The organism is Luteimonas sp. MC1750 (assembly GCF_016615955.1).
Taxonomy (GTDB): domain Bacteria; phylum Pseudomonadota; class Gammaproteobacteria; order Xanthomonadales; family Xanthomonadaceae; genus Luteimonas.
Window position 1 is genome coordinate 2,103,366 of sequence record NZ_CP067113.1, and the last position, 14,111, is coordinate 2,117,476.

Annotated in this window: 16 protein-coding genes; 3 read left to right on the plus strand and 13 right to left on the minus strand. The window is 71.9% G+C overall.

The window, feature by feature from the left end:
- Position 1 precedes the first annotated feature (1 nt).
- The 12 genes from JGR68_RS09785 to JGR68_RS09840 all read right to left on the minus strand — a co-directional run bounded on the left by JGR68_RS09785 (position 2) and on the right by JGR68_RS09840 (position 10,165).
- A complete protein-coding gene (locus JGR68_RS09785) occupies positions 2–361 on the minus strand; it encodes a PilZ domain-containing protein (RefSeq protein ID WP_199359941.1) in 360 nt (119 codons plus the stop codon).
- The gene (locus tag JGR68_RS09790; RefSeq protein ID WP_199359940.1) at positions 358–1,401 is read right to left on the minus strand and encodes a DNA polymerase III subunit delta'; all 1,044 of its coding nucleotides are present in this window, start codon (positions 1,399–1,401) and stop codon (positions 358–360) included. Before JGR68_RS09790 ends, JGR68_RS09785 begins: the two co-directional genes overlap by 4 nt.
- Positions 1,398–2,054, minus strand: a complete 657-nt coding sequence (gene tmk, locus JGR68_RS09795) for a dTMP kinase (RefSeq protein ID WP_199359939.1) — start codon at positions 2,052–2,054, stop codon at positions 1,398–1,400. The genes JGR68_RS09790 and tmk overlap by 4 nt, the downstream gene beginning before the upstream one ends.
- On the minus strand, positions 2,051–3,097 hold the full coding sequence (gene mltG / locus JGR68_RS09800; protein ID WP_199359938.1) for an endolytic transglycosylase MltG: 1,047 nt from the start codon (positions 3,095–3,097) through the stop codon (positions 2,051–2,053). The genes tmk and mltG overlap by 4 nt, the downstream gene beginning before the upstream one ends.
- Before the next feature lie 75 nt (positions 3,098–3,172).
- Positions 3,173–4,618 carry an aminodeoxychorismate synthase component I gene (locus tag JGR68_RS09805; RefSeq protein WP_199359937.1) on the minus strand — a complete coding sequence of 482 codons (1,446 nt, stop codon included), beginning with the start codon at positions 4,616–4,618 and terminating at the stop codon, positions 3,173–3,175.
- 37 nt (positions 4,619–4,655) lie between these two features.
- Entirely contained in the window at positions 4,656–5,891 is a 1,236-nt protein-coding gene (gene fabF / locus JGR68_RS09810; protein WP_199359936.1) for a beta-ketoacyl-ACP synthase II, read from the minus strand.
- Between the two features lie 123 nt (positions 5,892–6,014).
- Positions 6,015–6,254: an acyl carrier protein gene (gene acpP, locus JGR68_RS09815; protein ID WP_133000863.1), complete on the minus strand. Its 240-nt coding sequence runs from the start codon at positions 6,252–6,254 to the stop codon at positions 6,015–6,017.
- 111 nt (positions 6,255–6,365) lie between these two features.
- The gene (gene fabG, locus JGR68_RS09820) at positions 6,366–7,109 is read right to left on the minus strand and encodes a 3-oxoacyl-ACP reductase FabG (RefSeq protein ID WP_199359935.1); all 744 of its coding nucleotides are present in this window, start codon (positions 7,107–7,109) and stop codon (positions 6,366–6,368) included.
- 56 nt (positions 7,110–7,165) lie between these two features.
- Positions 7,166–8,110, minus strand: coding sequence for an ACP S-malonyltransferase (fabD, locus tag JGR68_RS09825; protein WP_199359934.1), 945 nt, complete (start codon positions 8,108–8,110; stop codon positions 7,166–7,168).
- Between the two features lie 188 nt (positions 8,111–8,298).
- Entirely contained in the window at positions 8,299–9,291 is a 993-nt protein-coding gene (locus JGR68_RS09830) for a beta-ketoacyl-ACP synthase III (RefSeq protein WP_199359933.1), read from the minus strand.
- Between the two features lie 108 nt (positions 9,292–9,399).
- The gene (gene rpmF / locus JGR68_RS09835) at positions 9,400–9,594 is read right to left on the minus strand and encodes a 50S ribosomal protein L32 (protein WP_199359932.1); all 195 of its coding nucleotides are present in this window, start codon (positions 9,592–9,594) and stop codon (positions 9,400–9,402) included.
- 43 nt (positions 9,595–9,637) lie between these two features.
- Entirely contained in the window at positions 9,638–10,165 is a 528-nt protein-coding gene (locus JGR68_RS09840) for a YceD family protein (protein WP_199359931.1), read from the minus strand.
- Between the two features lie 135 nt (positions 10,166–10,300).
- Here JGR68_RS09840 and JGR68_RS09845 point away from each other — a divergent pair, with 135 nt between their 5' ends.
- Both JGR68_RS09845 and JGR68_RS09850 read left to right on the plus strand, forming a co-directional pair.
- Positions 10,301–10,663 (plus strand): hypothetical protein, encoded by a 363-nt coding sequence (locus tag JGR68_RS09845; protein ID WP_199359930.1) that lies wholly within the window; start codon positions 10,301–10,303, stop codon positions 10,661–10,663.
- Entirely contained in the window at positions 10,660–11,241 is a 582-nt protein-coding gene (locus JGR68_RS09850) for a Maf family nucleotide pyrophosphatase (RefSeq protein WP_199359929.1), read from the plus strand. The genes JGR68_RS09845 and JGR68_RS09850 overlap by 4 nt, the downstream gene beginning before the upstream one ends.
- A 4-nt stretch (positions 11,242–11,245) precedes the next feature.
- Here JGR68_RS09850 and JGR68_RS09855 read toward each other — a convergent pair whose 3' ends face one another.
- A complete protein-coding gene (locus JGR68_RS09855) occupies positions 11,246–13,099 on the minus strand; it encodes a glycosyltransferase family 39 protein (protein ID WP_199359928.1) in 1,854 nt (617 codons plus the stop codon).
- Between the two features lie 47 nt (positions 13,100–13,146).
- Here JGR68_RS09855 and JGR68_RS09860 point away from each other — a divergent pair, with 47 nt between their 5' ends.
- A complete protein-coding gene (locus JGR68_RS09860; RefSeq protein WP_199359927.1) occupies positions 13,147–14,100 on the plus strand; it encodes an AAA family ATPase in 954 nt (317 codons plus the stop codon).
- Positions 14,101–14,111 lie beyond the last annotated feature (11 nt).

Genomic DNA, 14,111 nt, shown 5'->3' on the forward strand with positions numbered 1-14,111 from the left:
GCTACATCGTGTGCGTGGCCTTGTCCGCGTTCAGCGAGCCGGCGAGCAGGGTCTCGATCTTTCCCTTCACGTTTTCGCCCTCGGCCGTGTCAGCGAACTGCACGCCGATGCCGGCGGTGCGGTTGCCCTGGGCACCGGGCGGGGTCACCCAGACCACCTTGCCGGCGGCCGGCAGGCGCTCGCTCGACTCGGGCAGCGTGAGCAGGACGAAGACCTCGTCGCCGATGAAGTAGCGCCGGGTGGTCGGCACGAAGATGCCGCCGTGCTTCAGGTAGGGCATGTAGGCCGCATACAGCTGGGCCTTGTCCTTGACCGCCAGCGACAGGATGCCCTGCCGTGCGCCGCCGCCTGTTGCACTCATCGCGTGACTCCCCGTGTCGTGTCGCCCGCCGCGTCGCGCCATGCGAGCAGCAGGTCCACCAGCGCGAGGTCGGCGCGGATCGTGCTGCGGAGCAGCTCTCGCGTGCGGTTGGCGCTGTCGAACCAGGTCGCCAGCTTCCGGATTCGCATCGGATCGGTCAAGCCGGCGGCCGCGTCGCGGGCCACGTCGGCGGCATGCCGCAGGCGCTGCAAGGCCTGTTCGTCGCCGCTCCAGGCCTTGGCGACCTCCAGCGGCGAGGCCGTGTGCGCGGCCAGCCGCGCCATGTCGCCGGCCACCTCGCGGCGCAGCGCCATGCCACCGTCGCGCAGCCAGGCATCGGCGAGGCCGGGGTGGCCGCGCGCGGCGGCCAGCGCCTCGGCGGCAGGCGCATCGGCGTGGCCCTGCCCGCGCAGCCAGGCGACCGCCTCGTCCGCGGGCGGCAGCCGGAACTCGAGGCGCTGGCAGCGGCTGCGGATCGTCGCCGGCAGCCGCGCGGGGTTGGCGCTCAGCAGCCACAGGTAGCGGCCCGGCACCGGCTCCTCCAGCGTCTTCAGCAGCGCGTTGGCGGCGGCGTCGTTCATGTCGTCGGCCGGATCGATGATCGCCACCTTGGCGCTGCCGTACTGCGGCGTGGTCGACAGGCGCGTCGACAGTTCGCGTACCTGGTCGACCGGCACGACGGTGAGCTGGCGCGGCGGCGACGGCGTCATGCGCCAGGCATGGCCGACGAAGATCGCGTCGGGGTGCCCGGGGTGGCCCCAGGGATGCGAGGGCGAACCATCGGGACGCTGCTCGACGGGATCCTTCTGCGATCGCGAGTGGTACAGCACGCAGGCGCGGCACTGGCCGCAGGGGCGCGCGGCGGGATCCGTCGACAGGCACAGCACGCGCTGCGCCAGGCGTTCGGCGACCAGGCGCTTGCCCAGCATCGGCGGGCCGCAGAACAGCAGCGCGTGGCCCATGCGGCCGCCGTCGATCGCGGCGGCCGCGTGGTCGTGCATGCGCTGCTGCCAGGGCGCCAGGGTGATGTCGAGGCTCATGCCGCCCCCGCGAAGGCCCGGAGCCGGGCGACCGCCTCGGCGACCACTTCGTCGACGGTGCGCGACGCGTCGATGACGCGGAAACGCCGCGGCTCGGCGGCCGCGCGGGCGAGGAAGGCCTGGCGCACGCGTTCGAAGAACGCCCCGCGCTCGCGCTCGATGCGGTCGGGATGCGGATCGCGGCTTTCGATGCGCGCGCGTCCCTGGGCGACGTCGAGGTCGAGCAGGAGGGTGAGGCCAGGTCGCAGGCCGACCACGCGCTGCTCCAGGACGTCGATGAAGGCCGCGTCGAGCCCGCGCCCGCCGCCCTGGTAGGCGTAGCTGGAATCGGTGAAGCGGTCGCACAGCACCCACGCGCCGCGCTCGAGCGCGGGCAGGATCGTCGCCCGCACATGCTGGGCGCGCGCGGCGAACATCAGCATCAGCTCGGTCTCGGCCGCCAGCGCCTCCTCGCCCGGATGCAGCAGCAGCGCGCGGATCTTCTCGGCCAGCGGCGTGCCGCCGGGCTCGCGGGTGACGACGATCTCGCTGCCGGCCGCTTCGTCGCCGGCCGCCTCGAGCGCCGCGCGCAGCGCAGCCAGCACCGTGGTCTTCCCGGCGCCCTCGCCGCCTTCCAGCGACACGAAGCGCGGATGCAGGGGCAGTGCGCTCATCGCGGCCCGTGCCGTTCGCGATAGCGCTGCACGTACTGGCGCACGGCGGCGTTGTGCGCGTCCAGCGAGGGCGAGAAGACGTGCCGTCCGCTGCCGTCGCCGACCGCCACGAAGTACAGCGCCTCGCCCTCGTCGGGGCGGGTCGCGGCGCGCAGCGCGTCGACGCCGGCCATCGCGATCGGCGTCGGCGGCAGACCATCGCGGGTATAGGTGTTGTAGGGCGTATCGGTGGTGAGGTCGCTGCGGCGGATGTTGCCGGCGTAGGCGCTGCCCATGCCGTAGATCACCGTCGGGTCGGTCTGCAGGCGCATGCCGATGCGCAGGCGGCGGGTGAAGACGCCGGCGATCAGCGGCCGCTCCTCGGCGATGCCGGTCTCCTTCTCCACGATCGAGGCCAGCACCAGGGCCTCCTCCGCGGTGTCGATCGGCAGGTCGTCCGCGCGCGCCTCCCAGGCGGCGGCCAGCGCGCGGTCGAGATCGCCGGCGGCGCGGCGCAGCAGGTCGACGTCGGTGTCGCCGCGGTCGTAGGCGTAGGTCTCGGGCAGGAAGCGGCCCTCCGGATGCAGGCCCTCGCGGCCGAGCATCGCCATCAGCGCAGCGTCGTCGACCTCGTGCAGGGTCTGGACCAGCGGCGTCGCGCGTGCGAGCGCGGCGCGCAGCTCGCGGATGTTCCAGCCTTCGACGATGGTGAAGTGGTGGCGCACGACCTTGCCGTCGCGCATGTGCTGCAGCAGCTGGCTCGCCGTGAGGCCGGGCTCGAGCGCGTACTCGCCGACCTGGATGCGGCCCCCGGTGCCGAGCTGGCGCGCCAGCAGCCGCCACTCGAGGTCACGGCCGGCGTCGATGCCCTGGGCGCGCAGGCGGGTCACCACGCTGCGCAGCGTGTCGCCGCGCTCCACCACCAGGCTGTCACCGGCCTCCACGCCCGGCAGCGGCGCATTGGCGAAGCGCTGGTACCCGCTCCAGGCCCACCAGCCGGCGGCGCCGGCGGCCAGCGCCGAGAGCAGGAACAGGGCGAGGACGATCCGCTTGAGCGCCCTCATGGCGCGCGCCGCGCGCGGTTGGAACCGGGAATCAGGTGCATGCGCCGAAGGATACCGTGCCCGCCGCGGCGCCGGTCAGGCTCCGATCGCCTGCAGCATGCCGCGGGCCTTGGCGCGCGTCTCGTCGAGTTCGGCCGCCGGGTCGGAATCGGCCACGATCCCCGCGCCGGTGCGGAAGCGCAGCGTGTCGCCGGCCACCTCCGCGCTGCGGATGAGGATGTTGAGGTCGAGGTCGCCGCTGCGGTCGAGCCAACCCATCGCACCGGTGTAGGCGCCGCGCCCGACCCCTTCCAGCTCGGCGATGATCTCCATGCAGCGCACCTTGGGCGCGCCGGTGATCGTGCCGCCGGGGAATACCGCGCGCAGCACCGCGCCCGGCGTCGCGTCCTCGCGCAGGCGGCCGCGCACGTTGCTGACGATGTGGTGCACGTGCGCATAGCTCTCGACCACCATCAGCTCGTCGACCTCGACGCTCCCCCCGCGGCAGACCCGTCCGAGGTCGTTGCGCTCGAGGTCGACCAGCATCACGTGCTCGGCGCGCTCCTTGGCATGGCCGATCAGTTCGCGGATGCGCCCGGCGTCGTCTTCGCCCGGCAGTCGCGGACGGGTGCCGGCGATGGGGCGCGTCTCGACCAGGTCGCCACGCACCGAGACCAGCCGCTCAGGCGAGGCGCTGACCACCGCGCCGGCGTCGCCGAGGTCGAAGAGTCCGGCGAACGGCGCCGGGTTGGCGCGGCGCAGGCGTGCGTACAGAGCGGCGGGCGGCAGCGGCGCGTCGAAGCGGACTTCCCAGCCGCGCGACAGGTTCACCTGGAAGACGTCGCCGGCGCGGATGTAGTCCAGCGCGCGGGCGGCGGCGGCGAGATAGGCGTCGCCTGGGGCTTCGGCGCATTCGCGCAGGTTCGGCCAGGACATGGCGCTGGCGGCGCTGTCATCGCTGACCGCGATATCCGCCATGCCGCCGGTGTCGGCGCTGTCGGCGATGTCCTCGATGTCGGCGATGTCGGCGAGCAGCGCTTCGAGCAGCGCCTCCGCGCCCGCCTCGGCCACCGCGACCATCCCGCCGCTCGCGCGGTCGCGCAGGACCGCGGCCGGACAGCGGCACGCCACGGCGACCGGCAGCGCGCCGGGCGGCATGGGCAGCCGCAGCACGGGCTCCACCTGCGCGACCAGCTCGTAGCCCAGCAGCAGTGCCCAGCCGCCGCGGAAGGGCCACGGCGACACCGCGGCCGGCCGGCGGACAGCCTGCCATTCCGCGTCGAGCGCGCGCAGGAAGTCGTCGTCGATCGCGGTGGCATCGTGCGGCGCGGGGGCATCCACGCCGGCACTCGCGCCCTCACGTCGCGTGCGCCCGTCGCGGCCCAGCACCAGCCGGCGGCCATCGGCGGCCAGCAGCATGTCCCAGCGCCCGTGCGCCGTGCCCGAAGCCACCGATTCGAGCAGCAGCGGATAGCGCGCGGGCGCCCGCTGCTGCAGCGCGAGCAGGTCGAAGCCGGGCGCGAGCGCGCGGACGTGGGTCATGTGCGGGCCTCGCCGCCCCGCGGGGCGGCGCCGTGGATCAGACGCGGCGGAAGACCAGGCTGCCGTTGGTGCCGCCGAAGCCGAACGAGTTCGACATCGCGACATCGACCTGCGCTTCGCGCGCGCTGTGCGGCACGTAGTCGAGGTCGCAGCCCTCGGACGGATTGTCGAGGTTGATCGTCGGCGGGATGACGCCGGTGTGCAGCGCCATCGCCGAGAACACCGCCTCGACGCCGCCCGCCGCGCCCAGCAGGTGGCCGGTCATCGACTTGGTCGAGCTGACCATCACCTTGCGCGCATGCGCGCCGAGCACGCTCTTGATGCCCATGGTTTCGGCGAGGTCGCCGGCCGGGGTCGAAGTGCCGTGCGCGTTGATGTAGCCGATCTCGGACGGGTCCATGCCGGCGTCGCGGATCGCGGCCACCATGCAGCGCGCGCCGCCCTCGCCGTTTTCGCTCGGCGCAGTCATGTGGTAGGCGTCGCCGCTCATGCCGAAGCCGGCGAGCTCGGCGTAGATACGCGCACCACGCGCCTTCGCGCGCTCGTACTCCTCGACGACGAGGATGCCGGCGCCATCGCCCATGACGAAGCCGTCGCGGCCCTCGTCCCAGGGGCGCGAGGCGCGCTGCGGGTCGTCGTTGCGGGTCGACAGTGCCTTCATCGCGCAGAAGCCGCCCAGCGACGTCGGGGTGGTCGCGAACTCGGCGCCGCCGGCGATCATCGCGTCGGCGTCGCCGTACTGGATCATGCGCATCGCCAGGCCGATGTTGTGGGTGGCCGTGGTGCAGGCGGTGACCGCGGCGATGTTCGGGCCCTTGGCGCCGGTCATCATCGAGACCTGTCCGGCGATCATGTTGATGATGGTGCTCGGCACGTAGAACGGCGAGATCTTGCGCGGGCCGCTCTCGTGGTACTTGATCGAGGTTTCCTCGATGCCCTTCAGGCCGCCGATGCCGGCGCCGATGGCCACGCCGATGCGCTCGGGGTCGGCGGCGACGTCGAGCCCCGCGTCCTGCAGCGCCATCATCGAGGCGGCGACGCCGTAATGGACGAAGGGGTCCATCTTCTTGACGTCCTTGGCCGGGATCCACTGCGCGGGATCGAAGCCCTTGACCTCGCCGGCGATGCGGGTGGCGAACGCCGACGCGTCGAAATTGGTGATCGGGCCGATGCCCGAACGGCCGTCCACGATGCCCTGCCAGGACGAGGCCAGGTCATTGCCGAGAGGCGACAGGATGCCGAGGCCGGTGATGACGACGCGACGCTTGGACATGGGAACTCCGGACGGTTGTGCGTGCTGTGCGGTGCGCGCCGATGTGGCGCGCCGGAAACGCCCGAGGCCGCATCAGCGGCCCCGGGTTGTACATTCGATGCGGCGCTTCCGCGCCGGCTGCGATCAGGCCTTGACGTGGGCCTTGATGTAGTCGATCGCCTGCTGCACCGAAGTGATCTTCTCGGCTTCCTCGTCGGGGATCTCGCACTCGAACTCTTCTTCGAGGGCCATCACCAGCTCGACGGTGTCGAGGGAATCCGCACCCAGGTCGTCGACGAAGGAGGCGCTTGCGCTGACCTCGTCTTCCTTGACGCCCAGTTGTTCGACGACGATCTTCTTGACGCGCTCTTCGATGCTGCTCATTGGTTGTTGGCTCCGGTGGAGGCTGTTGCGGTGGGTAGTGTAAGGGATTCGGCCGGGGCTGGTATGGCCCGCCCGCCCCCTTTCGATTCAAGGGCTTGGCGCCCGGGTGCATCACGGCATGTACATGCCGCCGTTGACGTGCAGGGTCTCGCCGGTGATGTAGCCGGCGTCCGGGCCGGCCAGGAAGGCGACGGCGCGGGCGATGTCGGTGGACTCGCCCAGGCGGCCGAGCGCGATCTGCTGCGCCATCGCCGCCTTGGCGTCTTCGGGGAGGTCACGGGTCATGTCGGTGGCGATGAAGCCCGGCGCGACCACGTTGACGGTCACGCCGCGGCTGCCGATCTCCTTCGCCAGCGACTTGGAGAAGGCGATGACGCCGGCCTTGGCCGCCGCGTAGTTCGCCTGGCCGGCGTTGCCGGTCACGCCGACGACCGATGCGATGTTGATGATGCGGCCGCGGCGGGCCTTCATCATCCCGCGCATCACCGCCTTGCTGCTGCGATAGACGCTGGTCAGGTTGGTGTCGAGGATCGCCTGCCAGTCCGCGTCCTTCATCCGCATCAGCAGGTTGTCGCGGGTGATGCCGGCGTTGTTGACCAGGATCGAGATCGCGCCGATGTCGGTGCCGATCGCCTCGATCAGCGCCTCGATCGCGCCGGGTTCGGAGACATCGAGCACGCGTCCATGGCCGCCCTGCGCGGCAAGCCGGTCACCGACCGCCTTCGCGCCGGCCTCGCTGGTCGCGGTGCCGACGACCGTCGCGCCGCGCGCGGCCAGTTCGTCGGCAATGGCGGCACCGATGCCACGGCTGGCGCCGGTCACCAGCGCGATCTCGCCTTTCAGTTCGTGGGTCATTTCGTTTTTGCCTGTGTCAGTTCAAAAGCTTTGCCACGGATCTACGCGGCAAAAAATCAGCTCTTCCATTCCGCCAAGGTGGCGTCGAAGTCGGCGGCGGTGCCGAGGGCGCGGGCGTCGAGGGTTTTGTCGATGCGCTTCGCCAGGCCGGTGAGGACCTTGCCGGGGCCGCATTCGGCGATGCGCGAGGCGCCGCGCGCGGCGAGCGCCTGCATGCAGCCGGTCCACTGCACCGGCAGGTAGAGCTGGCGCACCAGCGCGTCGCGGATCGCGTGCACGCCGTCGTGCACTTCGGCATCGACGTTCTGCACCACCGGCAGCGACGGCCTGCTCCAGGCCAGGCCGGACATCGCTTCCGACAGGCGATTGGCGGCTTCGCGCATCAGCGGCGTATGCGAGGGCACGCTCACTGCCAGCTTGACCACCTTGCGCACGCCCTTACCCGCCAGCAGCTCGAGTGCGCGATCGACCGCCGCGGCGTGGCCGCCGATCACGATCTGGCCGGGCGAATTGAAGTTGGCCGGAACCACCACGTCTTCGGCGGAGGCTTCGGTGCAGGTCTCGCGCACCAGTGCATCCTCGGCACCGATGACCGCGGCCATCGCACCGGTGCCCGCGGGTGCGGCGTCCTGCATCAGCTGTCCGCGCAGGCGCACCAGTCGCGCGCCATCGACCAGCGGCAACGCACCGGCCGCGACCAGCGCGGAATACTCGCCCAGGCTGTGCCCGGCCAGCAGCGCCGGCATCGCACCGCCGGCGGCCTGCCACGCCCTCCACGTCGCCACGCCCGCGGCGAGCAGTGCCGGCTGGGTGAATTCGGTGCGGTCGAGGCGTCCGTCGGCCGCGTCCTGCGACAGCGCCCAGAGATCGACGCCGGCGCCGTCCGACGCCTCAGCGAAGGTCTCGCGGACCACGGCATGCGCATCGGCCAGGTCGGCCAGCATGCCCTGCGACTGCGAGCCCTGTCCGGGGAACACGAATGCGAGGTTGGGAACGGTCACGCGCACGTCCAATCGAAAAAAGCCGGGCGATGATAAGCGCGAACCCGCGGCTTCGTCTGTACCCGCCCGTATTGAGGCGCTTCGCCAGGGATGACGCGCTGGACCAGGCAGCAGGACAACGCGTTTGCCACGAATGAACGCAAAGGGCCGCGACGTGCGCGGCCCTTGCGTGGTGCGGTGGGGGTGACTCAGTAGCGCAGCAGCGCCGAGCCCCAGGTGAAGCCGCCGCCGAAGGCTTCCAGCAGCAGCAGCTGGCCGCGCTCGACCTTGCCCGAGCGCACCGCTTCGTCCAGCGCCAGCGGCACCGAGCCCGACGAGGTGTTGCCGTGGCGGTCGACGGTGACGATGACGCGGTCCATCGGCATGTCCAGGCGCTTGGCCGTGGCTTCGATGATGCGCAGGTTGGCCTGGTGCGGGATCAGCCAGTCGATCTCGTGGCGGTCGATGCCGTTGGCCTCGAGCGTCTCCTCGACGATCGAATCCAGCGCCTTGACCGCGTGCTTGAAGACGTCGCTGCCGGCCATGTTGATGCGCACGCCAGCGTTCTTCTCGCCTTCCTTGAAGCCGACCGACACGCCGACCGGGTTCCACAGCAGTTCCTTCTTCGCGCCGTCGGCGTGCAGGTGGGTGCTGAGGATGCCGGTTTCGGTATCGGCCTTGAGGACCACCGCGCCGGCGCCGTCGCCGAACAGCACGCAGGTGGTGCGCTCGCTCCAGTCGACCATGCGCGTAAGGGTCTCGGAGCCGATCACCAGCGCCGTCTTCACCGAACCCGAGGCGATGAACTTCTCGGCCACGCTGAGCGCGTAGATGAAGCCCGAGCACGCGGCGTTGACGTCGAACGCCGGGCAGCCGGCGATGCCCAGCCGCGCCTGGATCAGGCAGGCGGTGGACGGGAACACCAGGTCGGGCGTGGTCGTGCCGACCACGATGAGCTCGATCTCGGAGGCATCGGTGCCAGCGGCTTCGAGCGCACGCAGCGCGGCGCGCAGGCCGAGGTCACCGGTGGTCTCGCCTTCGGCGGCCACGTGGCGCTGGCGGATGCCGGTGCGCGACGCGATCCACTCGTCGGAGGTGTCGACGAACTCGGCCAGGTCGGCGTTGGTCAGGACCTTGGCCGGCAGGTAGCTGCCGGTTCCGGCAATGCGCGCATAGACGCGCGGTGCGGAAGACTCGCTCATTTCGCTGACGGACCTCGCGTGTGCAGGGCGCCCATCATGGCGCCAGTGGCCGTACCGCGCACGGGCGCGGCGGCCAGGACATCGCCCGCCGAAGGGCGGGCGCGCGGATCAGTCTTCTTCGACGACGCGGGTCTTCGGCACGATGACCTGGCGGCCACGGTAGAAGCCGTCGGCGGTCATGTGGTGGCGGATGTGGGTCTCGCCCGAGGTCGGGTCGGTCGACAGCTGCTTGGCGCACAGCGCATCGTGGGCGCGACGCATGCCGCGGCGGGAGGGGGAGACGCGGGACTTCTGAACAGCCATGGGATTGCTCCAGCAACGAATTCGGGTGATCGGGACGATCAGGTCAATCGGTTTTCTTCTTCAGCGCCGCCAGTGCCGCGAACGGGTTGGCCTGCGCCTCCTCGTCGGCGGTGACCGGCCAGTCGCGCTCGACGCTTTCCGAGCCCGGCGACACCGGAACCACCGGCACCGCCAGGATCAGCTCATCTTCCACCAGGTCCAGGGGGCGGATGGCACCGTCCTCGCCCACCTCGAGGGCTTCATAGCCCTCCGGCAGCGCGGCCTCGGCAACCTCGGCCTCCTCTTCCCCGGCACGCAGCAATCCCAGCCGCTGCACCACGCTGACCGGAAACACGAAGCGCTGCAGCGTGCGCTGGCAGAGCAGCGGCAGCTGCGCCTCGATCCCCAGTTCCACATAGGGCACCCGCAGCGCGTCGCGGTCGAAGGACAGCGTGAACGCCACGTCGCCCTCCCCGTCGACCAGCACGTCGCGCAGGCGCGACAGGGCGGACAGCGGCAGCCGGCCGGCGAACTCGCGACGGGCTGAAACCATGCGCCAGGCGTCGAGTACTTCGGGCACGTCTGCGGACATAAGCCGCGGAATGTTATGCCTCGGACCGCCCGGTGTCAAACCCGGCCCCGCCGGCCAAACCCTTGCCGCGGCGGGCAATTTGCCACCCGCGGCGCTTCGGCGGCAGACTGCGGGCCCGTTCACGAGGCGTCCCGCTTGACCCCGATCCTGCTGCTGATCGCAACCGCCGCGGCCCTGGTGGCCTGGCTGATTCTACGCCGTCGCGGCGGACACGCGCGGCACCGCCAGGCGATGGCCGGCGTGCTCGACGCGGCCGACGCGCTGGAGGCCCGCCTGCGCACCGCGCGCAGCGAGATCGAGGCCGTGGCCGGCGAAGGCGCCGATCCGGTGCGCGACGCCATGCAGGAAATGCTCCGCCAGCGCCTGTGGCTGCAGCAGCATGGCGCCGCGGCCTCCGCCATCCAGCTGGAGGCGGTGCGCGCCTCGATCGACCAGGCGCGCGGGCGGATCGAGCAGCAGCTCGGCCGGATCGAGCGCGCGCGGGCACCGCTGTCGTGAACCCCGCGCCCGGCCTGGTCCTGGCCTCGACCTCGCCCTACCGTCGCGAGCTGCTGGCGCGGCTGCGCCTGCCCTTCGAGACCGTCCGTCCCGAGGTCGACGAAAGCCCGCGCCCCGGCGAGCCGCCGCTGGCCCTGGCCCTCCGGCTGGCCGAAGCCAAGGCCGCCGCCGTGGCCCGCCTGCACCCGGCCGCGCGCGTGATCGGGTCCGACCAGGTCGCGGACCTTGATGGCACGCCGCTCGGCAAGCCGGGGGGGCACGAGGCGGCGATCGCGCAGCTGCTGGCGATGTCCGGGCGCAGCGTGGCCTTCCGCACCGCGGTGGCGGTGGCCGTGGGCGGGGACGTCTTCAGCGCGGCCGACACCACCCTGGTGCGCTTCCGCCGCCTGGAGCGTGGGGAGATCGAGCGTTACGTCGACCTCGAACGGCCCTTCGACTGCGCCGGCAGCTTCAAGTGCGAGGGCTTGGGCATCGCGCTGTTCGAGGCGATCGAGACCACCGATCCGACGGCCCTGGTCGGCCTGCCACTGATCGCGACCGCAGGCCTGCTGCGCCGGTCGGGCCTCGCCCTGCCCTGAGGCCTCAGCGCGCAGGCGCGGCCACTTCGATCCGCTGCTCCGACCAGTCCTCGACGCTGCCGTCGCGCCCATGCAGGCGCAGGCCCAGCCAGTGCGTGCCGCCGCTGTCCGCCGGCAGCTCCACCTCCGCCGAGAAACCGACCCGTGGATGCCCCGGATCGGTCGAGATCTTCCAGAAATGCGCGACCCCCGGGCTCGGGATGCCGTAGTCGGCCTCGGCGACCACCTCGCCATCGAGCAGGACCTCGACGCGCTCCACGCCCACGCCGTCCTTGAAGGCCCAGCCCCTGACGCCGAACACCGGCCCGACGCCCTCGCCCGACGCCGGACGGTCGATCCAGGCCAGGGCCGGCAGGGTGCACGCCGCGCCGGGGTCCCGGGCCGCGCCCTCGATGGCGAACAGCAGGAAGCGCGTGCGCCCGTGGTCGACGTTCAACACCCGCGGCGGCGGCAAGGGTCCGAAGCGGCGGCACAGCGCGTGGTAGCGCAGCAGCAGATGCTTGTATTCGATCTCGCTGGCGGCGATCACCAGCAGCACGGGACCCCCGCGATCGACGGCGCCGGTCGCTTCCAGGTCCCACAGGCGCAGCTGCGGCGCGCGGCCGTGCTGGCGGTTGACCGGATGCTCGAGTACTTCGATCCCGGCGTCGTCCAGCGCAAAGCCGAGCTCCGCGCCGACCTTGAAGTTGTCGGCCACGAGCCGCGTGCCTTCGGGCATGCCGGCGCGCACCTCGCGCACGCCGTCGGCGAGCACGTCCCAGCCGGCGAAGTTCGACGGATACCACTTCAGCGCAGCGGTGCGCGCGCGCAGCTCGGGCACCGAGACCAGGGCGTAATAGCCGAGTACCGCCGCCAGGCCGACGCCGGCGCTCGCCCAGGTGAGCACGCGCAGCCAGCGCGGCCAGCGCAGCAGCAGGGCCGGCAGCAGCGGCAGCAGCGCCACCATCCCCGGCAGCGGCCAGTGGAAGCTCACCCGCTCGGTGTCGGCGAAGAAGCCCAGCACGAAGAAGCCCAGCACCACGAGGCCGCCGCACAGGGCGATGTAGCGCACGGGATCGCGCGCGTCGCGGGCGCCCCGCCAGCCCGACCACAGCAGGGCCACGAACAGCAGCGGCGTAGCCAGCAGCGCCTGGATGGCGATGAACCAGAAGCCGTCGGCCTGCCAGGCCCAGGGATGACGGTCGACCAGCTGGAACCGCAGGCCGGCCTCGGCGTTCTCGAAGTTCCAGGCCAGCAGCGGCGTCCAGGCCGCGAGGCCGAAGGCGACCGCGATCCACAGCCGCGGGTCGCGCAGCGCCTGGCGTCCCTGCGGCAGCGCCAGCAGCGCCAGCGCACCCACGCCGATCACCGCGGCGAAGCGGTAGTGGCTGAGCGCGCCGATGGCCAGGCCAAGCGCGAGCTGCAGCGCCGCGCCGTAGCCCACGCCCCGCAGCAGCCGCGCGCCGGCATCGAGGCACAGCAGGGTCGCCAGCACCATCGCGGTGTCCGGAAGCGCCATCAGCCCCAGCGTCCCCGACAGCGGCAGCAGCAGCGTGGCGATGCCCGCGAGCCAGCCCAGACGCTCGCCGAACTCGCGCGCGGTGATCCGCACCACCAGCCACGGCGCCAGCGACGCCAGCAGCAGGAAGGGCATGCGCAGCGCGAGCGTGCCTTCGCCGAAGACCGTGGTGCCGAGCCGGATCAGCCAGGCGGTCAGCCCCGGAAGATCGGAGTAGGCCCACGCCAGGTGGCGGCTTTCCTGCCAGTAGAAGGCTTCGTCGACGAACAGCGGCAGGCGCGCGGCGACCACCGCCTTCAACAGCAGCAGTGCACACCACAGTGCGACGAATGCCGCACGCGCGTCGATCTTTTCCCGCATCCTGCAACGACCTCGCTACACTTCGAAAGAGCCACACGGAGCCCGGCATGACAGCCCAGTCCGCAAATCCGGACATGCTACCCGACACCCTGCGCGGCGCCCTGCATGATGCGCAGGCGCAGGTGAATTCACTGGTACTGGGCAAGGCGCACGCGGTCCGCTTCGCCTTCACCGCCCTGCTTTCCGACGGCCACCTGCTGATCGAGGACCTGCCCGGACTGGGCAAGACCACGCTGGCGCATGCGCTGGCCGCGACGCTGGGGCTGGGCTTCCAGCGCGTGCAGTTCACCTCCGACCTCCTGCCCTCGGACATCGTCGGCGTGTCGGTGTACGACGCGCAGGGTGGCGGCTTCAGCTTCCACCCGGGCCCCGTGTTCGCCCACGTGCTGCTGGCCGACGAGATCAACCGCGCGCCGCCGCGCACCCAGAGCGCCCTGCTCGAGGCCATGGCCGAGCACCAGGTCACCGTCGACGGCACCACGCATGCCCTGCCGCGGCCGTTCTTCGTTATCGCCACGCAGAACCCGGTCGACCTCGCCGGCACCTATCCCCTGCCCGACTCCCAGCTGGACCGCTTCCTGCTGCGGCTGCAGCTCGGCTACCCCGACCCCGAGGCCGAGCGCGCGCTGCTGGCGGGCGCGGACCGCCGCGACCTGATCGCGCAGGCCCTGCCGGTGCTGGGTGCCGACCAGGTGCTGCGTCTGCGCGAGGCGGTGCTGGCGGTGCATGCCAGCGATGCGCTGGTGCGCTACGTGCAGGCGCTGCTCGAACGCAGCCGCCATCACGCCGGCGTGCGCGTGGGCCTGTCGCCGCGCGCCGGCATCGCCCTGCTGCGCGCGGCGCGCGCGCATGCGCTGCTGCTGGGCCGGGGCCACGTGCTCCCGGACGACATCCAGGCGCTGTTCGCCGCCGTGGCCGCGCACCGGCTGGTGGGCGATGCCGACGCCGGCGACGCAGCGGGCCTGGCGAAGGCGATCCTGCACGCCGTCGCGGTCGACTGAGCGTGGCGGGA